23 protein-coding genes and 3 tRNA genes are annotated in these 21,353 nt (G+C 39.3%); 14 read left to right on the forward strand and 12 right to left on the reverse strand.

The window, feature by feature from the left end; genetic code table 25:
* Nucleotides 1-20 precede the first annotated feature (20 nt).
* Nucleotides 21-233 carry a hypothetical protein gene (locus WC753_01600; GenBank protein ID MFA6080157.1) on the forward strand — a complete coding sequence of 71 codons (213 nt, stop codon included), beginning with the start codon at nucleotides 21-23 and terminating at the stop codon, nucleotides 231-233.
* Between the two features lie 76 nt (nucleotides 234-309).
* Here WC753_01600 and WC753_01605 read toward each other — a convergent pair whose 3' ends face one another.
* On the reverse strand, nucleotides 310-744 hold the full coding sequence (locus WC753_01605; GenBank protein ID MFA6080158.1) for a hypothetical protein: 435 nt from the start codon (nucleotides 742-744) through the stop codon (nucleotides 310-312).
* 21 nt (nucleotides 745-765) lie between these two features.
* A complete protein-coding gene (gene ssb / locus WC753_01610; protein ID MFA6080159.1) occupies nucleotides 766-1,227 on the reverse strand; it encodes a single-stranded DNA-binding protein in 462 nt (153 codons plus the stop codon).
* 150 nt (nucleotides 1,228-1,377) lie between these two features.
* Between ssb and WC753_01615 the strand changes: the two genes are divergently transcribed.
* The gene (locus WC753_01615; protein ID MFA6080160.1) at nucleotides 1,378-2,415 is read left to right on the forward strand and encodes a LysM peptidoglycan-binding domain-containing protein; all 1,038 of its coding nucleotides are present in this window, start codon (nucleotides 1,378-1,380) and stop codon (nucleotides 2,413-2,415) included.
* A 10-nt stretch (nucleotides 2,416-2,425) separates the two neighbouring features.
* Here the strand turns inward: WC753_01615 and WC753_01620 are convergent, their stop codons facing one another.
* From WC753_01620 to WC753_01635, 4 genes are all read right to left on the reverse strand, one after another.
* Nucleotides 2,426-2,836, reverse strand: a complete 411-nt coding sequence (locus WC753_01620; protein MFA6080161.1) for a divergent PAP2 family protein — start codon at nucleotides 2,834-2,836, stop codon at nucleotides 2,426-2,428.
* A gap of 3 nt (nucleotides 2,837-2,839) precedes the next feature.
* Nucleotides 2,840-3,310: a transcription elongation factor GreA gene (gene greA, locus WC753_01625; protein ID MFA6080162.1), complete on the reverse strand. Its 471-nt coding sequence runs from the start codon at nucleotides 3,308-3,310 to the stop codon at nucleotides 2,840-2,842.
* Nucleotides 3,311-3,346: 36 nt separating this feature from the next.
* Nucleotides 3,347-3,832, reverse strand: a complete 486-nt coding sequence (locus WC753_01630; protein MFA6080163.1) for a hypothetical protein — start codon at nucleotides 3,830-3,832, stop codon at nucleotides 3,347-3,349.
* 236 nt (nucleotides 3,833-4,068) lie between these two features.
* On the reverse strand, nucleotides 4,069-5,109 hold the full coding sequence (locus WC753_01635) for a hypothetical protein (protein ID MFA6080164.1): 1,041 nt from the start codon (nucleotides 5,107-5,109) through the stop codon (nucleotides 4,069-4,071).
* 810 nt (nucleotides 5,110-5,919) lie between these two features.
* On the opposite strand from WC753_01635, the gene WC753_01640 reads away from it, so the two are divergent.
* The 4 genes from WC753_01640 to WC753_01655 all read left to right on the forward strand — a co-directional run bounded on the left by WC753_01640 (nucleotide 5,920) and on the right by WC753_01655 (nucleotide 6,645).
* A tRNA-Met gene (locus WC753_01640) sits at nucleotides 5,920-5,994 on the forward strand.
* A 97-nt stretch (nucleotides 5,995-6,091) separates the two neighbouring features.
* Nucleotides 6,092-6,167 (forward strand) — tRNA-Thr (locus tag WC753_01645).
* A 116-nt stretch (nucleotides 6,168-6,283) separates the two neighbouring features.
* Nucleotides 6,284-6,368: transfer RNA gene (locus WC753_01650), tRNA-Tyr, on the forward strand.
* A 133-nt stretch (nucleotides 6,369-6,501) separates the two neighbouring features.
* Nucleotides 6,502-6,645, forward strand: a complete 144-nt coding sequence (locus tag WC753_01655; GenBank protein MFA6080165.1) for a lmo0937 family membrane protein — start codon at nucleotides 6,502-6,504, stop codon at nucleotides 6,643-6,645.
* A 22-nt stretch (nucleotides 6,646-6,667) separates the two neighbouring features.
* Here the strand turns inward: WC753_01655 and WC753_01660 are convergent, their stop codons facing one another.
* Entirely contained in the window at nucleotides 6,668-7,072 is a 405-nt protein-coding gene (locus WC753_01660) for an iron-sulfur cluster assembly scaffold protein (GenBank protein MFA6080166.1), read from the reverse strand.
* A 102-nt stretch (nucleotides 7,073-7,174) separates the two neighbouring features.
* Between WC753_01660 and WC753_01665 the strand changes: the two genes are divergently transcribed.
* The 5 genes from WC753_01665 to WC753_01685 are packed head-to-tail and all read left to right on the forward strand — an operon-like array spanning nucleotide 7,175 to nucleotide 12,511.
* Nucleotides 7,175-8,062, forward strand: coding sequence for a hypothetical protein (locus WC753_01665; GenBank protein ID MFA6080167.1), 888 nt, complete (start codon nucleotides 7,175-7,177; stop codon nucleotides 8,060-8,062).
* A gap of 2 nt (nucleotides 8,063-8,064) precedes the next feature.
* The gene (locus WC753_01670; GenBank protein MFA6080168.1) at nucleotides 8,065-9,336 is read left to right on the forward strand and encodes a hypothetical protein; all 1,272 of its coding nucleotides are present in this window, start codon (nucleotides 8,065-8,067) and stop codon (nucleotides 9,334-9,336) included.
* Nucleotides 9,337-9,350: 14 nt separating this feature from the next.
* Nucleotides 9,351-10,607: a GspE/PulE family protein gene (locus WC753_01675; protein MFA6080169.1), complete on the forward strand. Its 1,257-nt coding sequence runs from the start codon at nucleotides 9,351-9,353 to the stop codon at nucleotides 10,605-10,607.
* Between the two features lie 9 nt (nucleotides 10,608-10,616).
* Nucleotides 10,617-11,756, forward strand: coding sequence for a type II secretion system F family protein (locus WC753_01680; protein ID MFA6080170.1), 1,140 nt, complete (start codon nucleotides 10,617-10,619; stop codon nucleotides 11,754-11,756).
* Between the two features lie 53 nt (nucleotides 11,757-11,809).
* Nucleotides 11,810-12,511, forward strand: a complete 702-nt coding sequence (locus WC753_01685; protein ID MFA6080171.1) for an FAD-dependent oxidoreductase — start codon at nucleotides 11,810-11,812, stop codon at nucleotides 12,509-12,511.
* 27 nt (nucleotides 12,512-12,538) lie between these two features.
* On the opposite strand, the gene WC753_01690 is transcribed toward WC753_01685, so the two are convergent.
* A complete protein-coding gene (locus tag WC753_01690) occupies nucleotides 12,539-12,904 on the reverse strand; it encodes a YraN family protein (protein ID MFA6080172.1) in 366 nt (121 codons plus the stop codon).
* A gap of 134 nt (nucleotides 12,905-13,038) precedes the next feature.
* Here WC753_01690 and WC753_01695 point away from each other — a divergent pair, with 134 nt between their 5' ends.
* The 3 genes from WC753_01695 to nth are packed head-to-tail and all read left to right on the forward strand — an operon-like array spanning nucleotide 13,039 to nucleotide 15,860.
* Nucleotides 13,039-14,607, forward strand: coding sequence for a peptidoglycan-binding protein (locus WC753_01695; protein ID MFA6080173.1), 1,569 nt, complete (start codon nucleotides 13,039-13,041; stop codon nucleotides 14,605-14,607).
* Nucleotides 14,608-14,617: 10 nt separating this feature from the next.
* Complete coding sequence (locus WC753_01700) at nucleotides 14,618-15,211, forward strand: DedA family protein (GenBank protein MFA6080174.1); 594 nt, start codon at nucleotides 14,618-14,620, stop codon at nucleotides 15,209-15,211.
* A gap of 1 nt (nucleotide 15,212) precedes the next feature.
* Nucleotides 15,213-15,860: an endonuclease III gene (nth, locus tag WC753_01705; GenBank protein MFA6080175.1), complete on the forward strand. Its 648-nt coding sequence runs from the start codon at nucleotides 15,213-15,215 to the stop codon at nucleotides 15,858-15,860.
* Nucleotides 15,861-16,040: 180 nt separating this feature from the next.
* Here the strand turns inward: nth and tmk are convergent, their stop codons facing one another.
* The 4 genes from tmk to argS form a co-directional block, all read right to left on the reverse strand.
* Nucleotides 16,041-16,658: a dTMP kinase gene (tmk, locus tag WC753_01710; GenBank protein MFA6080176.1), complete on the reverse strand. Its 618-nt coding sequence runs from the start codon at nucleotides 16,656-16,658 to the stop codon at nucleotides 16,041-16,043.
* Nucleotides 16,659-16,661: 3 nt separating this feature from the next.
* A complete protein-coding gene (ftsZ, locus tag WC753_01715; protein ID MFA6080177.1) occupies nucleotides 16,662-17,771 on the reverse strand; it encodes a cell division protein FtsZ in 1,110 nt (369 codons plus the stop codon).
* A 137-nt stretch (nucleotides 17,772-17,908) separates the two neighbouring features.
* Nucleotides 17,909-19,165, reverse strand: a complete 1,257-nt coding sequence (gene ftsA, locus WC753_01720; protein ID MFA6080178.1) for a cell division protein FtsA — start codon at nucleotides 19,163-19,165, stop codon at nucleotides 17,909-17,911.
* 267 nt (nucleotides 19,166-19,432) lie between these two features.
* Complete coding sequence (gene argS, locus WC753_01725) at nucleotides 19,433-21,304, reverse strand: arginine--tRNA ligase (GenBank protein MFA6080179.1); 1,872 nt, start codon at nucleotides 21,302-21,304, stop codon at nucleotides 19,433-19,435.
* Nucleotides 21,305-21,353 lie beyond the last annotated feature (49 nt).

Here is a 21,353-nt window from a genome sequence, read left to right on the forward strand (position 1 = left end):
TGTTTTTCTAATTCTTTCATATGGCAAAAGGTAAATCACAAAAGTTTAAACTCATCTCTCTCGAGTCAGGTCGTGAATGCGGATATCTCCGTGTCAATCCTGTCGACATGGATAAGACAAAAAAATATAAAAAGTTTGATAAAAATGTTCGTCATCATGTCGAATGTAAGATTGTTCCTATCAAAAAGGGTGGTACAAAAGCTCTCTTGAATTCTAAAAAAGCTGGAGAATAGTATGCATAATTATTTCAAAACCTCCGCTAGTAGCGGAGGTTTTTTATTGTATCCTCATCTACATAAAGTGAATCTACTAGAGGAATGAAAACCACTCCTGAAATTTCGCCCCTAAATAGGGGATTTCTGATCGCTGCTCTTCTCGTGCTCGAAGAGCATAGATAATCAGCGCTACGATGTACATAATCCACAGCAATGGCAAAATAGGAAACAATATAAATTGCAATATTTCACAGATAAATATCGTCACATGGAGTCCGAGTGCCTGTCTGAGATGAAAGAGTTCATATTCATTATTTTGAGAGGTGATACCAAAATATGCTATGAACCACCCAATTATCGTCATATAGCCAACAATCGAACGAAGATTTTTTTCTTTCTCTGCTTGTTGCAATACTATTTTTGCATCAGCCTGAAAATCTTTAAATTTTTCTTTTGGTGTTTTCACTCACTGTGCTGCTGATTTTTTTGCTGTTTTTTGCGTAGAAGCTGGGTTTTTTTTGACTGGCATAAGAGAAAAATATTAAAGAAATTAAAATGGAACATCTTCGATAGAAACGCGCTCTTCCTGTGGTGGAATCGTGGTATGAACAGCAGCATTTTCTTCACTTGATGATGATGTGGGATCACTAGCAGGTGAATGAAACCCTTCTCAACTTGATCCCTTTGGTGTCAGCATAATCATATCTTCCACTACTACTTCCGTTTTATATTTTTTTTGACCAGCTTGGTCTTCCCAGCTTCTTGTCTGAATACGCCCTTCGATATAGAGCTTATTTCATTTATGCACATACTGCTCTGCAATCTCAGCGAGTTTCCCAAACATCACGACATTATGATATTCTGGGACATCCTGCTGAACACCAGCGCTATCTGTATAGCGACGATTGGTGGCAATAGAAAAGTTAGCAACACGCTGACCATTTGGGAGCGCACGGACCTCTGGATCTCCAGTGGTATTGCCGATGAGCTGAGCTCGATTGAGAGAGTACATACGATGAAAATAAAGAATTAAAACAGTGCCCCCTAATTATAGACCGTGGGGGCGTGAATCAATACGTCTCCATTTTTTATACTTGCAAATATTATTTTATATTTTTTAATATATTTGATTTCTAAAACGAGGTAGTGTATCATGAGCACGATGCGTACTCTGCACAACAATTACTGACCCATAAAAAACCCTTTTTGGAAAATGGCGACCAATGGGAAAGTGCTTTTAACAGCTTCTGGTGCTCTTATGTTATGTGTCAGCAGTGTGCGTGATAAGGTCGGAGATATCCTCGATCATATCGGTCCCAAACAGACGCATGAAGCTATCGAGGTCCATCCAAATAGAACTCTGAAAGAAGCGGCAAAAAGAGCAAAACTCTGGGAAAAATCACCAGAACACACTTCTTATGTGGTACATAGGGTCGCTCACTGAGATACATTGGGATTCATCTCAATAAAATATAATGTTTCTTTATCAAAAATTCTCTGAATGAATAAAAATATCACTTCTCCAGGTATAATACGAGAAGGAATGGATATCCTAATACCCATGAGAAATGATGATTCTGCATCTACCACTCAATCTCAGAAATGAGTACTAAAAAACCATAAAAAAGTCGAACAAATAGGGTCTGACCATGAAGAAAATCTCCAAAAATATCTCGATACAATATTGAGAAAATACCCCAATCATACTCCAAAAAATTCTGTAACATGAAAGGCGGTTATTAGATCTGCTAAAAAATTTGACATACCATGGTCTACATTGATGGCAATAATGCAAAACGATAGTCACTTTGGAACACAATGAAAATGAAGAAACAATAACAATCCAGGAAACTATGGACAAACCGATGAGAAAGATGCAAAGGGTATTACTGTATCTGGTTATAAAACTATCGATGAATGAATCGATGCTGTATCAAGAAATATATTACATAGAATACGTGCTTGCCAAAAAATATGCTGAAAATGATATACGCCATCTACGCATGAAATCGTATCGGGCGTAATACAACAAGGCCATCATAAGTGAGAACGATTTTTTTGAGCATATATGACTCATTCTTCATGACCCAATTCCGTAGCATATATAGAAGATATGATACGAACTAATTTTTCAAACCATTCAAAAAATCACTTGAAAACCCACAACGGTGCGGGTGGTGGTACTCTTACAAAAAACTAGTATCTATTTTTTAAATATACATCAGTATTGCCGCCACAAAGACACCGACGATACTGCCAGCAAGTGTCTCTGATGGCAAGTGCCCGAGAGATTCATTGAGTTTTTTTTCACCTCGAATATTATTGAGTGCATGGGCATGCAATCCTGACTGGTATCGGATATTCATCGCATCATAGATGACGATAGCTGCAAAGACAAGAACGATAGCAAAAAGATCATCAAATGGACCATATTTTATACCGACTGCCGTAGCCACACTTGCGACAAGTGATGAATGTCCGCTCGGCATACCGCCAGTTGAGAGCATGCTCCCAATATTAAATGCATCTTTTCTCCATAAGAAAACGCCTTTAAAAACCGTCGCTACCACATAGGCAACAAAGGGGATAAAGACAATATACGTATAGAAAAAATGATTCATATTTTATGCAATATCAATAAGCTTGTAGTGAAAAGGTCATGAAAGTGCGACACCAGCTACATCTTCCCCGGCACTTTTTCCAATAACAGCCATGCCAATAGGAGATTCATTTGAGAGACGATTCTCTAGTATATCTGCTTCTGTGCTTCCGACGAGTGTAAAGACTTTTTTTGTACCATCGATATCGAGCGTGAAGGTGCTGCCGATAGTGATAGTGTTATTTTTCTTTGCTTTTTTATCGATGTCCAATATCTCATAGTTTTCAAAGATATCTTCTATTTCAGAAATACGCATTTCAATAGCTGCTTGCTCATCACGAGCAGACTGATACTCAGAATTTTCTGAGAGATCTCAATACGCAATAGCGATTTTAAGTTTCTCAGCGATCTCTACACGAGTGACGTTTTGGAGATTTTCTAATTCTTTTTGGAGGCGTTCGAGACCTTCTCGGGTAAGTTGATGTTTTTTGGACATAGGGAATAAGTAAGTAATAAAATGATTATAGAAAAATTATTGTGAAAGTAAACCTCTGAGCTTATTGTATTCATCTTTCAAAACCTCAAAACCGAGCACAGTGCCATCGATATCCGTCACAAATCGAACAATTTGATTATCTGTATTTTTATCATTGAGAAAGAAAACTTTTCCAAATGGTTCATCAACTTCAGAAAAAGTATAAATACTGCTGAGGAGTGAGAGATTTTTCTTAATCGTGATATAATCATCGTGGAAGATGTACATCCGAATCCTATCAGAAGTTTTGATATCGACATCTAGACGAAACACGGAAACTCCAAAAATATCTTTTTGTGAGGAGCTGGCAAAAGTATACGCTTTCTTTATGATGTCGAGCGTTTTCGTGGAAGCAATACTGGTTGTATTCCTCTGAATGATTTGAGGTGTTTCCTCACTCTGTGATCGGAAAAAAAGTACAATCAAACTGAAGGCAAAAATCCCTGTACACAGAAAGATGATGTAGGCAATAGTTCTTAGCATATTCTGATAATAATAAAAGAGAGAAAAAAGCAAGCATTTATGCCTTTTTTTGATACATTATTGAGAGATATTGATTCGACAATATATAAAAAATCAACAAATTAAAGAATAGTGATAGTAAAAGTCATCCGCCTAGGCGGATAGGAAAGAATTGGTTTTTCGTCATTCCTGCCCCGCCTTTGGCGGGATCTTACTCCGGCAGGAATCTATCCCGTCATAAATCAAAAAACAGATACCTAATAAACGAGCTTTCTATAACACTCTTCACACACCACCTTCTCTGGTGTATCTGGAGCATAGGTCGTAATTATATTCTTTTTGCACTCAGAACAAGTCCTCTCATAGAGCGTCCTGGGGTTTCTTAAATCCATTCTCTCTGTATGCCTCTGATCTGGGTGTTTGGTAGGAACTGGTATTCCATTCTCAATATAGAATGCCAATTCTTGTTTGATAATCTTAAATGGCTTTCCTGTGACTTCACACTGAATAATTCAGTTCAGACACTCATTGATATTCTTGGTGGCTATATCAAATCCTACCACTCTCTCATCATACTGAGATATGGGCAGAGGAGTATATGTTATTCCTTCAAAGGGTTTTGCATCTTCTGTATACCAATTCCATCCTTTTGCGCGTACGTCAGCTTCTGTCATTGGGAAGTATTCATTAGCAACTGTTTCATTGTATCAAAAAGGAGAGAGTTCATGAGGAAAGAATTCTCACCACTCCCCCGTACTTCTCATATGGTCGATGATCTTTCCACAGAGAGTTTCGTATTCTTGGGTGGAGTAGGATTTGTTGAGGATGCAGTGATGTTCATGAGAGTGAAGACCGACACATCAAAATAGATTATTGCTGTTCATACAGCCCCACGTATACCAACCATCCTTCATGTCAAGACAGGCATAATTATATCAAGAAGAATGTAAATTCACACCTCAGCATATTCCTTCTAAAGTCCACTCAGAACCAGGATTGTAAATTGTAGTATCATAACAATTTTTATTCTCATATGCTGTTACACAATATCGGCAATCCTTTGCTTTTACAGCATCAAAACACATAAAACAATTCTGACAATCTTGTAAATCATCACCGACACAATTTTCACTATGGAGATTCCAGTTTTCCCTTAAAACTCATGTATGAATCAAATTTGAAAACGCGGAAAGTGCCTTTTGAAACGCATCATAATTTTCAAATATATTCTTTTGAGTTCTTTCAAATTCTTCCCGAGAAACAGGTTTATTGTAAATATAATAATTTTTTGATATCATTCACCAACAAAATAAGCAATTCGTACATTGCCGACAATTATATATAAAACTACTAATAGAACAGTCAAAACACCGGATTGCCCACCGACAATTATTTATGTTTTTACAAAAAGCACATTGATAACAAAATTGTGCATATTCTGTGTCATACAAATCAATACTATTTTCTACATATTTCAAGGTAGTTGAATAATATACGTCACGACAAAACCAAATATCAGCTCATATATATATATTTTTTGATTCGCCAGTAAATTGTGTATAAGGTGAATTTTCATTATTTACAGTAAGAAGACTTGGGAAAGGGACCTCCAAAGACAGTTGTCTAAACTGTTCGAAAAATGTAGTATCAAAATCAAATATTTTCCCATAATCCAGAGGGGACCAGCTATCGGACCACCACTCACTTTGTTCGTATATTTTATAGGGTCATAAGGGATTATAAACGGAAATAATTTCTTTCCCGGATAAATCACATTTTCTCTTATAGAGCTTCCTTTCATTCCGAAACATTAACCTCCTTTTTTCTCTTTCTTCTGGGCACAAAGTCGGACTCGGGATACTATATTTTTTCCCTCCAAAAATAGGAGAGATCTTATCATAAAACTCCAAATCTTTGTTCGTGACTACAAAATCCTTATCTGATAAGAGACATTTTTTGGTTTCAATAATTTTTTCTCAGGGTGGTATAATCATACTGCAAGGTTTATTATGTTTAGAGAAAGAAAAAATCAATGGCACGACGGTAAAAAATAAATCTCATAAAAAATCCGTTTGCAAAAATGATTTTTTAGATACTATACAGGGCGTGCCAATGTAGCTCAGCGGTAGAGCACAGGACTCATAACCCTGTGGTCGGCGGTTCGACTCCACCCATTGGCACCAAATTCAGAAAAACAAAAGAGGAAATTGAAAAAGTTTTGCTTTTCGGTTATTTTTTTTATAATCCACGAGCTAAACACAAACAATGTCCATTGTTTTTGCCACCATAGCTCAGCTGGTAGAGCGGCGGTCTTGTAAACCGCAGGTCATCGGTTCGATCCCGATTGGTGGCTCCAGAATTCGTCAAAGGCGAATGAGTGATAGGCATAGTGATGGTGCATAGGGCGGGATTATTAAAAAAATCCATCCTATTTACTGTTTCTATTACTTATTTCTTGAGCATAGCGAACATGGGTCGATACCAGAGCGGTCAAATGGGGTGGACTGTAAATCCACTGGTTCTACCTTCGGGGGTTCGAATCCCTCTCGGCCCACCATACACTGTCACATAAAATATCCTTCAGTTTCATCTGAGGGATTTTTTGTGACAAAATCTTGATGAATCGAATTCTTTCTGTACTTTACTCAATTAGGCATATAATGTACGTTCCTATTTTTAATTTTTCTCATATGCTCGAAACCATTGCTATTATTCTTGTCGTTCTTTGGATATTTTGACTTGTCTCTTCTTACACAATCGGGGGTTTTATTCATATACTCCTCGTAATTGCGATTATTTTATTCCTCATAAGGATTATTAATCGTGGTAAATAAATACAGATAGTCCTTTGATTGTCTAGAGATCAGTCAGTACGTCGCTAAAATCATCTTTTTCCCCATCCTTGAGATAGGCGTGGATAGCGTTTCTTGTGGCGAGAAGTGCGAGTACTTGGGCTCTTTTTCGTCGTGGAGAAACCTCTATTCCTGTTAATGTGACAAGAGTATCCTGATTCCAGGACATAAGTGTCTCAAAACTCACCCCCTGAACTCTATCTCCAAAAAGTCATGAACACGCCAGAGTAATCATGGACGTATTGCCAGTAAAAGACCATTTTTGAATAACATCTCAAACTATTACGGCATAAACTGTAATATCATCCCCACATACACGATTTGATTCAGTATGAATAATGGTTGCATTCCCTATTTCTCCGTGATGCTGTGGATTGGTTGAGTAAAAATGAATCGTTTCTGACTGCATATTGCCCATTATGCATCATAATAGAATGTGTCAATATGAATATCCACGAAAATCAAGGAAAAAACCTTTGCATCACTAGGAAATCTATGCTAGAATAGAGGCATGGAAAAAAATAATCTCACACCTGATAATGCTCAAATAGACTTATCAGAGTACCAAAAGCTCGATTCCGAGGGCGTTAAGGCTCTATCAGACATAAATCCAGAGACAGAAAAAAAGCTGGAATACTTGTTACTCAGAATCTGATTTGTATTAAAAATCATAGCATGAATAGCATTTATTGCGATTTTTATCTTATCAGCGTATAGTTGGTCTCGGAATCAGACACAAACTTCTTGGATTATGAAACAGAAGTTTATTTCCCAAGGGAATGCCGCATGTTTTTGGGTCAATTCTGGAAACAACAGAGAACAACTAAAAACTACAGAATTTTTGGATTTTTTAGTCACCAATAAGCGCGAGGATTTGAGAAAATTATTGGAAGATAACACGTGTCTTACCCCTGATACTTTGAGCCATCTCCTTGGCATGGAAGAAAAATATGATATCGCGAAACTGACTGAAGCATACGAAACAACTTTGATCAAAAAATTTCAAGGAAGCACTCTGGAGTCTAGCAATGAAATAAACACGATTCTTTCTCTTGACCCGAGTAATAGGATGCAGCACAATAAGGTCATGAAGCTTATTGAACAGGCCGTGACAAAAAATAGTACCAAAAAAAGTACTGTAACATGTAATACTATCAAATTTCAATGACTCTCAATAGATATTTCATGTAGAATATCTTCTGTCCCTCCTGTTCAGCCACGAGACGAATCGCTCAAGTTCTTGGAAAGTCTCGAGGCAACAGAAGAGCTTATTGTCAGTTATCCGAGCTCTCTTGATCTCCAGGTAGATACAAAAAATAATTTGCTCTCCACATCATTTAACGTCAATATCATATATACCCCTGCTCGGTATGAATCAGATCTTCTTCCTAAAATATAATTATGAAAAATAACAAAAGTGCATTGGTTGAGCTCAGAAATAATACGATTATTTGGTGTATTATTACGATCGTATTGATAGTATTGCTCTGGTTTTCCTATAACTTTTTTACACAACTGGGGAACCAGTTAGTAGTACATAATCAAAAGAAAGTGCAGACCATCACAAATATAGTGACGGAAGGTATCATATCTGACCAAGTATTATCTGATGCATCAAAAGATGATATGCGCTGGCAAACAATCCAGAAACTTGTTCCAGGCATCAAGACAACCATCGGGGTTATCTGAACGCCAGATGGAATCAAAAATATAGCCACTATCAAAAAAATCACACAAAAATGAGATAAAACATTAGAATATAAAGAATGGCTCAAAACATCATGGGACGCTCAATCAAAAGAAAATCTCGATCAAATGCAAAAGGATATTGCAGAAATAATCCCTATTTTTGCTGGTGTCTCAAGTAATAAGAATACTGAAAATATATCCGGTAAAATTACACTCAAAAAGTTGATTGATTTTATACAAATAGATATTGCTAAAAAATATCATCTTGGGAATGCGATGGGCGCTATTGGTATCAACAGTGTCAAGTTTATCAAAGAATGATCTGACATCGGTGCCTATGATATACCACTTAAATTTGATAACATAGATAACAAGGATGTGTTACAGCTCTTAGACTTTTTATCCACCACCGGTGGAATAAAAATCCAGAAAAAAGAAAATGGTGGTTTTTCTATCACACACACAAATCCTCGCGAACTCAGACGAGGAGAAATAACATGAGATACAGTCAGTAAAATATCTCAACTCAAAAATCCACTTATTATCGTACAAAATATCGTCATCAATCCATCGGAAAAAGATGTATCACTCATCACTGAAACATCTCAAAAGTGGGACATAAATATGACACTCACTTTCTATATACGTGGTGCCAGTAGTGATTTTATTCTGAAAATGGACCAAAATTTGATCCAGAGACTCTGAGAAGGAAATACACCATGAACATTACTCTGAAAGGCAAATCAAATGCTTCAGATGTGTCAAAAGAATCTCAACTGTTCTGATGAAAATAAGATTGCAGATCTCATTAATCTTCTTAGTACAGCAAAAAATACCTATAAAGGTATCCGAGATGCAGATCAAAACAGTAGTCCTATTGCCATGGTCACGAGAAGGTCAGACCTTATGTCGACCGTGACATCTTTGGAGAAAAAATTACAACAAATAGAAAGTGACCAAAAAGCAAATATAACCCAAAAATAATCTCGTTCTCACGTATGTCAAACTCTCTCGAAATTCTCAAAAAAGCGATTTTTAACGAAGAAGATCCTGCGAGTATCTGTGACATGATGATTATATGCGCTGTCGAAATCAATGCATCAGATATCCACTTAGAACCTGAAGAAACAAGGATTCGTCTCCGATATCGAGTGGATGGATTGCTGAGAGAAATACTCGAATATCCACTTATAAATCATCCTCAAATAGTTGCCAGATACAAGATTCTTGGAAACCTCAAGATGGATGAAACTCGTAAACCCCAGGATGGGCGTATCTCTCATAGCGTTGGAGATAAAGTATTTGATCTTCGTATTTCCACTCTCCCAACTGTTCATGGGGAAAAAGTGGTGATGCGTATCGTGGACAAAACAAAAAAAGTGCAGGATCTGAAGGATCTATGATTAGAGTGAAGAAATAAAATCGTTCTTCATAAAGCTATTGCTCAGCCGAACGGGATTATTCTGAATTCTGGTCCAACTGGATCTGGTAAATCTACCACTCTCTACTCAATCCTCAAGGAACTCAATAAAGTAGATGTCAATATTATGACCTTTGAAGACCCTGTCGAAATCGTGGTGGATGGAATCAATCAGAGCCAAGTATTTCCTGATATTGGTTATACCTTTGCATCTGGTCTCCGTACCGCACTTCGTCAAGATCCAGACATTATCATGGTAGGGGAAATACGAGATAGTGAGACAGCTGATATCGCTCTTGAGGCAGCACTGACAGGACATCTCGTTCTCTCCACTATCCATACTAATTCTGCTGCTGAGACAGTAACACGACTTATCAATTTAGGTATTAAGACATTTTTGATTCCTGCCACTATCAATGCGATTATCTCCCAGCGTCTTGTGCGAAGAATCGACCCCACTAAATCGGTTAAAGTAGCATTTTCTCAGCTTGATTCCGATATGCAGGAGAGAATCAAAAAAATTCTTTCTGTAATTCCAAAAGATGAACTCCAAAATCGACTCTCGAAAGAGATGATGGCAAATCCAGCATTTTATATACCTGATATCTCCAAAGTAGCTCATGCGGATGATGCATATCAATGACGAATCGCTATTTATGAGGTCATGGAAATAACAAATAGTATAAAAGAAATGATTATGCGAGGAGCGACGTCAAATGAAATTTTCTGAGCAGCCGTTAAGGACGGAATGGTCTCCATGGAACAAGACGGTCTTATTCGCGCTCTTCAAGGAATCACCTCACTCGAGGAAATATATAGCGTAGTACGTTCATAATATATATCTATGGCAAATAATATCATCATCCTTTCAGAAAAATTTGACACACCAAAAGTCGTACGCCATACGAGTTGGTTCGAAAATATGAATAACCTCATTCTTTCGAGTCAAAAGATAAAACTCAAAGACAAAGTAACATTTTATAGGCTTCTTGCGACGATGGTCAACGCATGACTCACAGTATTGCAGGCTATAAAAATTCTCCATGGTCAGCAAAAAAAGCCTTCTATGAAAAAAATAGAGGAAAAAATGATTGATAATATCCATTCTGGTAAAAATCTTTCAACAACATTAAAAGATTTTCCAAAAAGCTTCTCTGATTCAGAAGTAGCTATGATAGAATCATGAGAAAAAACAGGAAAGCTCAATATTACTCTCCTAGAAGTCGCATCACAGATAGAAAATCTCGCCTCCTTGAAGCGTAAAATGATCTGAGCATTGATATACCCTGCACTTATCGTTGTGGTTATGATTGGTGTTCTCTTTGTGGTTATGTGGAAAGTGGTTCCTCCATTGGTAGGACTCTTTTCAGATTTTTGAGGTCTGCCACAATCCACACAAATGCTGGTTGCAACCAGTAACTTTGTTATAGCCTACTGGTATCTCTTTTTTATTATCCCTGCTGTTTTGAGTTTTACATGGACACGCTGGAGAAAGACCGAATCATGACTCTTCTTAACAGATAAATTTATTCTTCATATACCTGGAGTTGGTCCTCTTATGCAAAAAATCCTTCTCGCGAAATTCTCACGTCTTATCGCCAGTCTCATGGGAAGTGGGATCTCTATCGTGGAAACTCTCCGTATTATCTCAGGTGCTGTCTGAAATGAAGTCTATCGTCAAAGAATTCTCGGACTTCGGGATGATGTGGCGCAGGGTATCACAATGGGTAAATCGCTCGAAGGCGACCCCCTCTTTCCTGATATGGTCGTCCAAATGATCAAGGTTGGAGAAGAGACGGCAAAAATTGATACCATTATCATCAAAGTAGCTGAATTCTATGATGAGGAAGTAGATACTGCTGTGGGAGCTATCAATAAAATCATTGAACCGGTGATTATCGTAACAATGGCGATATTCGTCGGACTTATCGCTTATGCCGTTATGACACCGATTATGCATCTTTCTGACGTTATCGTACAATAGAACGTCTCAAAAATATTTGATAAAACACGAAAGAAAGGTACTATACATCAAATATGGTACCTTTTTCTCTTACTCTGCTCCAAAAAATACAGCTCACGTATAATGTCTATGAGCTGATTTATAGTATGGAAACCCCCCTCGATATTCTCCCAGGTCAATTTTTACTCTGCGAAACAGAAAAAGATACTTCTCATCTGCTCCGTGCCTATTCTGTCAGTGATGTGCGTGATACTCATATCCATTTTATCATTAAACGTTTAGAAGATGGGAAGGGGGGCAGCAAGGCCATTTGTGACCAAGAAATAGGTCATATAATGCAAGCTTGGTGACCAAGTGGAGCGTTCGTTCTCCCCACAGAAAACATACCAACACACATCGTATTTATAGGAACTGGGACAGGTTTTGCTCCCCTTTATTTTCAGGCGAAAAAGATCCTCGAAGAAAATCCTCGTCAAAAAATATCATTTATTTTCTGAGTTCGAGCAAAAAAAGATCTTTTTTATAACGCAATATTGCAAGAATGGACGCAAAAATATCCACATTTTTCCTATCAATTTTGTCTTTCACAGGGAGAGGAAACATCATCTCATTATCGGGGAAGAGTGACGAACTATCTCCAAAATCATCCTGAATTGATGGACACTGATTTGGTGCTCTTTAGTATTTGTGGAAGCCCAGTAATGGTCAGTGAAGTACGAGAAATCCTCGCTTCACACGGCATCGAAAAGGGAAAGATATTGTTTGAGCAGTATTAGATTATTTTGTGATTTTCTCTATATCCGTTAATTCACATCCTGAATAAGCCGATATTCATAGGTTGTATCCGGTTTTTTGAGGATACCGAGAAAATCGAGGCGTACTTCTAGGATATCAATACCCTTTTTTAGACAATAAAACTCTATGGCTCTCAGGAGAGTTTTGACTTTTTTTGGTGTCATAGAATCTTCTGGCATTCCAAAAATCGTTGTCTCACGATATTTCACTTCGATGAATCTCCACAGTCCGTCAAGACGTGCGATAATATCGAGCTCCCCTCAGAGAAATGTGGCATTGCGGTCCACGATATGATACCCCTGTTCAACCAGATAGGAAATCGCCATCTCTTCTCATATATTACCAACTTCTCGTCTACTTTTTTGAGTATTCATACGAAAGAGTATACCTAAATATGCGCAAAGTACAAAATCGGAGATTCGCTGTGGCGAATGAGAAAATTTTTGTCAAGAAAAAGCTGCTTGTGAAAGTCATGAAAACACTATAATATTCCCACTTAATTTTTTTTATGCGTCGACTATTTTCATCTCTTGTTTTAGCTGCTCTGTGTATGCAGTGGGTACCTCTCGCCCGAGCAGAGAGTGGTTTTTATCTTGTTTCAGCATACTATTCACCTGAAGAATGACAGAGCTTTTATCTCCACGGAAATTATGAAGATGAAATCCGCGTCAATGGTGGTGGGAAAACGACTGCCTCTGGTGCTAGTGTGCGCATCGGTGCTATCGCAGCCCCAAAAAGTATCCCTTTTAATACAAAAATAAGTATTAACCAAAGTATCACCATCAAAGGAAAAACATATGATTTCAATTATCAATGAACTGTTCTCGATCGAGGTGGAGCGATAAACACGGCTTCCAAACTTCCTCGTCTGGATATCTATATGGGTTCAGGTCAGAAAGGTCTTTGTCGAGCACTCAACTTCGGTGTTCAGACCGTCTATGCTTCTTTTGAAGATTCTGGAAAGGCAGATACGACCAGCATGGATTTCTTACCGAGTGATTGTAGCAATCCTGGCACAACGCCCGTTACTCCACCAAAAACAAGTGCTTCTTTTGATCCATTTACATCATCCCTCTCTACGCTGACAACTGCCGAAAATATTAAAACTGTTCAGAGACTACTCCAACGAGTGAATGCACTGATTGGAACAGTCGACGGTGTGTATGACCAAGAATTCAAGGACTCTGTCTTTGCATTTCAAAAAGCACAATGAGTGGTCAAAACACGAGATGAAGAATGAGCAGGCGTCTATGGACCTCGTACTCGATCTCAGCTACGAGCTGTTTTACAATGAGATGTAGCTGGAGCGACTCCTCCAGAAACAACCTCTGATGATAGCACTACACCACCTCCAACAACTTCTCAAGATACATCCAATGCTTCTTCTGGATCACTCGATGATTCGAGCGATAGTATTCTCACTGGCGATGTCTTTGACGGGAATAAAAGTGAGGAAATACGAGACTTGCAAAAGATGCTCAAAGAAATGGGCTATTTCAAATTTGAAATTGATGGGCTCTACAACAAACGTCTTGTCGATGCTATCCTGGAATTTCAGCTTGCAAAACAAATCGTAACAAGTGGTGATGATATTGGTGCGGGTTTTTATGGCCCCGTTACGCAATCAACACTGGAAGAAGCTTACACAGCATATCTTGCCAAAAAAATCAAGATTGATGCCCTGAAGGCAGAACTGGAAAAAATAAAAGCAGCTCGCATAGCAGTCGCTGCAGAACAAAAGAAAATATTTGAAACGAGTATCCAAAAGATCCCTACTCTCAAGCTCGGACAAATACACCCAGAGATTCGTACACTCCAAAAACTCCTCAAAGAATATGGATATCTCGACCATAAAGATACTGCTATTTTTTGACCTCTCACAAAAAATGCTCTTGCTCGATATCAGCTTGACCTCAAAGTAATCGACAGCATCTCTTCGCAATATGCTGGTGTCCTCGGCGTAAAAACAAAACAAGCTATCGTGGAAGATATGGTCAATCGATGGCAAAAAACCTACACGGCTGATTTTGAAGCAGTACAAAAGATAGAAAATGAGATAGTGGAGCTCAGTAAATAATTTTTCTACGATGGAACAATTTACCATGATGATGCTCGAATCTCTCGAGTCTCTCGGATATTTTGGTATATTTATTTTGATGGCAATGGAGTCTTCTATTATTCCAGTTCCTTCCGAGCTCGTGATGATACCAGTAGGTATTGCTGCCGCTATGAATGGGTGAATAAATCCTTTCCTGGCGACATTTGTCGGCGGTCTCGGCTCTGTCGTAGGAGCATTGATAAATTATTGGGTGCTCGGGCGATGGCTTGGAAAACCATTTCTAGAAAAATATGGAAAGTATATCCTTATTACTCCGAGAAAATACAAAAAAACAGAAGACCTCTTTTTAAAAAATAGTCATATCTACACCTTTATCGGTCGTTTCATTCCTGTAATTCGACACCTTATCTCTATACCAGCAGGTATTTTTCTCATGCGCATGAAACCATTTATCTTACTGACTTTTATAGGGGCAACTCTTTGGTGTGGGATTCTAGTAGCACTCGGATATTTCTTCTGAGAAGATATGATCGATATCATGAGAAAGTATGGGCACGAGCTCACCTATATTACATTTCCTCTGATTGCTTTCTATCTCTGGTGGAAGATTTTTCGCAAATAATATGACTCGTCTTCGTACAAAATCAGAACGAGACATTCTCCTGCAACTCATCTATGAATTGTATCCGGATAAACGTATTGAGCTCGATTTTGAAACACCGTTTCAGCTCCTTGTCGCTGTTATGCTCTCAGCACAGATGACAGATAAATGAGTAAATAGAGCGACAAAAGAGCTCTTTAAGCTCGTAAAGAATCCCCAGGATCTTCTCATACTCAAAAAGGAACAAGTCGAGATGCTACTTCGTTCTCTAAATTATTATCGTGTTAAGACAAGACACATCTTTGAAACTGCCGAAAAGCTTGTTTCTGAATACCACGGGGTCATCCCACATACATTAAAGGACCTCCTGACATTACCAGGCGTTGGCATTAAGACAGCAAAAGTTATTCTCTCCCATCTCTATGACGCTCCTCATATTGGCGTGGACACTCATATTCACCGAGTGATGAATCGTATGGGAATAGTCAAAACAAAAACTCCAGAAGAAACCGATAAAAAGATCGAGAAGCTCCTCACAGATACACAAAAGAGAACTATGCATCATGCGATAGTTCTCTTTGGGCGATATGTCTGTACAGCGAGGAAATGTAGATGTAGTGAGACGAGTTTGAAGAAATGGTGTCAGTGTGAGGAGTGTAGAAAATCATAACTATCAAACTATTCATCAGCTCTCCCCATAAACAGAAATGAGAGTCCGAGAGGAAATACTGTTTGAGCGTCATGAAAACTGTTTTTCCAGACGCTAAGAAGGAGAGCGAGTTTATTTCCTTTCGGCAGTTTTGGGTACTTTTGCTGCCAAAAGTACCAGAAAGAGCACGCCTGTTCTCAATTATTCTACTGAATATAAAAATTTTTCCAGCCCTTGCTGAACCCTCTCTGCCACTTCCTGAATACTCCCCTCTCCATCAATCACAATAATATTTTCTCCTTTTAATCGAAGGTATTCAATTGCTTTTTGATATCACTCATGACATTTCCGAAGAAAACTCTCTTGTTCATAGATTTCCTTACCCCCCTCTCGATTACCAAGACGTTGGAGCATCGTCTCTACAGAAATATCAATAAATAAGGTAATTTTTGGTCTCAGAATATACTGATGTAATTCATAAATTTCATCAAAACTGATACCACTTGCATATCCTTGGTAAGCATAGGTGGTCAGATCGCATCGAGAAGAAACAATCCAAACATCTGATGCGAGAAGATTCTCCCGAAATGTTTGGAGTTCTCGACGATCAAGAGCAAAGAGCTCCGCAGTTTCGAGTGGAGATACTTGAATATGTTTTTGGGCTATTTCATTGAGCCGTTTCCCTGCATCAGTCATACGAGATGGCTCACGAGACTTCAATACTACTCGATGCTTATCCTGGTCGATGAGATACGACAGAAAAAGCTTTAGCTGCGTATCTTTACCAGCCCCATCAACTCATTCAAATGCTATAAACATAGTCTATTTTCGATTCCTAAGAAATGCAGGGACATCGAGATCGTCTTGTGCAGCACCTGTATCTACTGGAGCGGAATGTGTTGGTTGTTGGGATCAGAGAACTCGACGGCCAAAAGATGAACCACTGACTGATGGACGAGGAAGTGATCCATTATCATGACGAGTTGTCACTTGAGATTCATCAAATCCTGTTGCAATAACGGTAATTTTTATTTCTCCTTCTTCAAAGTCTGGATCGATAGTCGCACCGAAGATAATATTTGCATCCTGATCGCACGCTGAAGTGATAACACGAGCCGCTTCGTCAACTTCAAACATTGAGAGATCATGACCACCCGTAATATTGAAAACGAGACCACGAGCACCCATAATAGAGAGTTCCAAAAGAGGACTTTCAATGGCAGCACGGGCAGCATCTGTTGCTCGAGATTCTCCACGACCATACCCGATACCCATCAGTGCCGATCCGGCATCTTTCATCACTGATTTTACATCGGCAAAGTCGACGTTGATAAGCCCTGGTTGTGTAATAAGGTCTGAAATACCCTGAACACCATTTGAGAGAACCTCATCAACGATGCGGAATGCATCAAGGAGCGGAGTCTTTTTATCGATAATAGTAAGAATTCTATCATTTGGAATAGTAATAAGTGTATCGACTTTTCCTTTGAGAATGTCATACGCTTCAAGGGCTTGGTTATTTCGTCTTTGACCTTCAAACGCAAATGGCTTTGTGACCACTCCTACGACGAGCACGCCCATATCACGAGCGACATCAGCAATGACTGGAGCTGCACCAGACCCAGTTCCTCCACCGAGACCACACGTCACAAAAACCATATCAGCACCAGCAAGTGCCTTGCGGATATCTTCGATAGATTCTTCAGCAGCTTTTTTCCCTCGTTCTGGATCACCACCAGCCCCAAGCCCACGTGTTGTAATGGGTCAGATACTGAGCTTGACAGGCGCAAGAGAATTATAGATAGCTTGATTATCTGTATTGATTGAGATGAATTCGACTCCAGAAAGTCCGCTCTCAATCATACGATTGATAGTATTTTGACCAGCACCTCCACACCCGACGACTTTGATGCTTGCGACAGGAGAGATCATCTGAGAAACATTTACTTCCTGTGGTTGAGATATTGTGTCTTTGAGAAAGAGACCTTTGAGAGATCATGAGCTTTTTTTTGTAGTTTTTGCGGTAGCCATAGTAAGAAATAAGAGATAAGAAAAAAAGAGAAAATATGTTATGGGAAGAGCCGTTTAAAGAACCGAGTCGCAGACTCTTTGACGCCACCAAGACCTGCACCAATTGAAATACGAGGTTTTCCGATGCCACCCGAGCGTTGAGAGAAAATCAGGGCTCCAATAGAAGCACTAAATCCTGGATCAGCCACAGACATACCGGTGATATAGTCTTGATCTTCTGGAAATCCTATCGCACATGGGAGACGAAGCTCAGATTTTGCGAGGTCGATCAGATTGCGGGCTTTGGAACCTCCTCATACAAATATAGCACCTTCTGGGAGCATGCCATCTTTCCCGATGAGTTTCAGTTCTCGATTAATGAGCGAAAGAATTTCTTTGTAACGAGCTTGAGCGATTTGTGAGAGATACAGTTTTGAAACTGTCTCTGTTTCTTTTTTATCCAAACGAGCAAGGGAAATCTCTTCATCTTTTGGCTTGTTTTGATCACAGAATGTGAGATCGACATAATCAGTCTTGAGCTTTTCTGCGAGATCAACTGATACACGCACTCCGAGGGCAATATCAGAACTCACATACTCTCCACCGACAGGAATAATGGCAGCATGTTTGAGTGCGCCTTCTTCAAAGACCGTGACACCTGTAGACGATGATCCGATATCGATACAGACCACTCCGAGCTCTTTTTGACGACGAGTCAAAACAGCTTCTGGAGAAGTGAGAAGTGAAGGTGAGACATCGACAACATCGATACCGACATCTTTAAATCCTTTACGAACATTATTGAGGGCAGTCGTCGTAATCGTAAAAATATAGGCGCTGACTTCGAGTTTCTTTGCGCTCATACCGACAGGTGTTTTTACGAGATTTTCGAGATCTACTGTAAAATGTTCAGGAATAATCTTCAGCACAGTTTGATTTGCGAGAGTAATACCATTTTGTGCCATATCAAGAACTCGATTTACATCTTCTTGGGTAATCTCCGCAGATGGAATCGTGATCATCGCAGAACTCCTATGAATCTGAATACCGGTACCGGAAAGACAGATACCTACGTGAGGAAATTGTTGTCCTGCCATATTTTCTGCCTCAGTCAGAGATTCATCCAGATTTTTTTTGAACTCCTCCATATCGAGAATAATCCCCTTTCGAATTCCTCCAGAATGTACTACGCCGACGCCGAGGATATTTAATTTTGGTCTGTTGGGATTGTTTGGATCAATAATAAAGGATCCAACGAGCGTTTTGATACGAGCACTTCCAACATCTACAAACGCTACGAGGTCGCTAACTGCCATGGGATAAATATTAAGAAGTAGAAGGGTGAATACAATTTTTATTCATTATGGTTCGTATGCCTATGCGATTTATTTCTGAAAAACCGCTTTGATACCACAATAAACACCCTGTAATTGTAGGAAAAATGGGATGGAATGCAAACCGGAAAAATCAATCTGTAAGCAGTATATATACTACACAATAAATATTGTAAAATACAAAATTTGAGAAGTGTGCTTTCTATAAAAAATCCTCCGATTTTTGAAAAGTTTTTACCATAAATTCTCCTACATCTCCCTCGGCAATGGAATAGAGACAATCTCACACGAGTAGCGGATCATTTCAAGGGTTTGGGCAATAATCTGCATCCTTGTAGCACGCTCCTCTGGTGAAGAATCTCGGAGTTTTGGAGTGTTGACATAGAGAGCGTTGAGATGGCGAGCTGTAGTTGTAATATGGGCTATCAGAAGATGAAATTTGTAGGTTTCAGCACATTGTGCGAGCACATCTTCAAATCCCAGAATATCAAGAACGAGCTCCTTATCGTAGGAAGTGAGTGGCAAAGTGCTTGGAAGAGTTGTAGCACTTTTATCATGGCCAAATTCCTGAAGCATCTTGGCAAATCGAACATAGGTGTACTGGAGGTATGGACCACTACTTCCCTCAAACGCAAGTACCTTATCCCACTCAAATACCCAGTCTCGCTCACGATCCTGTGCCATAAAGGAATAAATAATCGCACCAAGTGCCACAGCTCGAATATCTGAGTCAGCAAGCTCCTTTCCTCGTTCAAGAAGTATTGCTTTGACACGATCAAAACTCTCCTCTACCACATCGCTCAAGAATATCACTCGCCCGTGACGCGTCGACATCGCTCCTTCTGGCAGACTCACAAATCCATTGGCTGCGTGGATGAATTCACACTTCCCCGTCATTCCAGCCAAGGACGAAGTCCGCGAGGTGGAATCCATCCCTGTCTCGCTGAACCAAGCTTTCTCAGCTGTCGCAAAAAGTTGCTTGAAATGGAGTGCCTGACGATTATCAACAAAATATATAATCTTTGACGGATTCCAGTTTCTGAGGCGATATTTGATAGCAGCAAGATCGCTCGCGAGATAGCCGTGCGTTCCATCACGTTTTTGGAGGATGCAGGAAGGTAGCTTCGCAGTGCTTGAGTGCTTAAGTGCTTGAGTGCTTAAGTTTCCTGAACCAACCATTCCTTCATTTTGTATTTTGTTCTTTGTATTTTGCATTGAATTGTCGAAGACAATTCCGACGCTTTCATCCTCATTTTTGGTTGCAACACCAGACTGAATCAGTTCACGGACCACCGCAGACATCGTATTATCTGATTGTAAATCTGGCCAAGGACCAAGCTTTGGAAGTGGGAGTCACTCATAGAAACTCTCACCTATCCAGACATCTGGTTTTGCCCCAAAATCACTCATCACTTCTCGTACTGAAACAAGGCTCGCATCAGTAAACCGTTGCCAGAGCTTCACGGATGTTTCATCACCATCAGAAAGAAGTCGAAAAGCATCACGGCATTCCTGATCTATCTCTCACTCTATCTCTATTTTCTCAGTGATTTTGACATAGATTTCAAGAAGGTGTTTGAGTGGTGCTGTTGAAAAAGCCGTTTCATCTCAGAAATATTTCCAACCTGTGATAAGCTTCCCAAAAATCCCTCCCCAGTCTCCCTGGTGCATATCGGCCACCACAGTGTAGCCCATCAGACGAAGTAAATTGATAGTTGCTTGACCAAAGAGCGGTGTACAAAGATGTCCGATATGGAGAGGTTTCCCGATATTTGCCCCCATATAGTCCACTATCACCGTTTCATCTCGCTTTTCCCATACTGGGAGTTTCCATTTGGCGGTTTCCTCAATATATATTTCATCAGCGAGAAAAAGATTTACAAAACCTCACAGTACCTGCACGTCGAGAATAAAAGATTGTTGCTTAAAATATTCGGCAAGTGAAGCGCCTAGAGCTTGTGGAGAACATTTCAGCTGTTTCACAGCACCAAAGATATTCAGACAGATATCTCCCATTTTTTTATCTGGCGGAACAGTTATCTGAAAAACATCAACTGAACAATCAGGATAGCTGGAAGTCAAAAAAGATTGCAGTGCAGAAGTGATACGAGTAATGTGCATAAAATGTTTTTACTATTATAGAAAAAATGCGTCTTTTGAAAAGAAAAAG

Source organism: Candidatus Gracilibacteria bacterium, from assembly GCA_041660965.1.
Lineage (GTDB): Bacteria > Patescibacteriota > Gracilibacteria > BD1-5 > JAGOOR01 > JAGOOR01.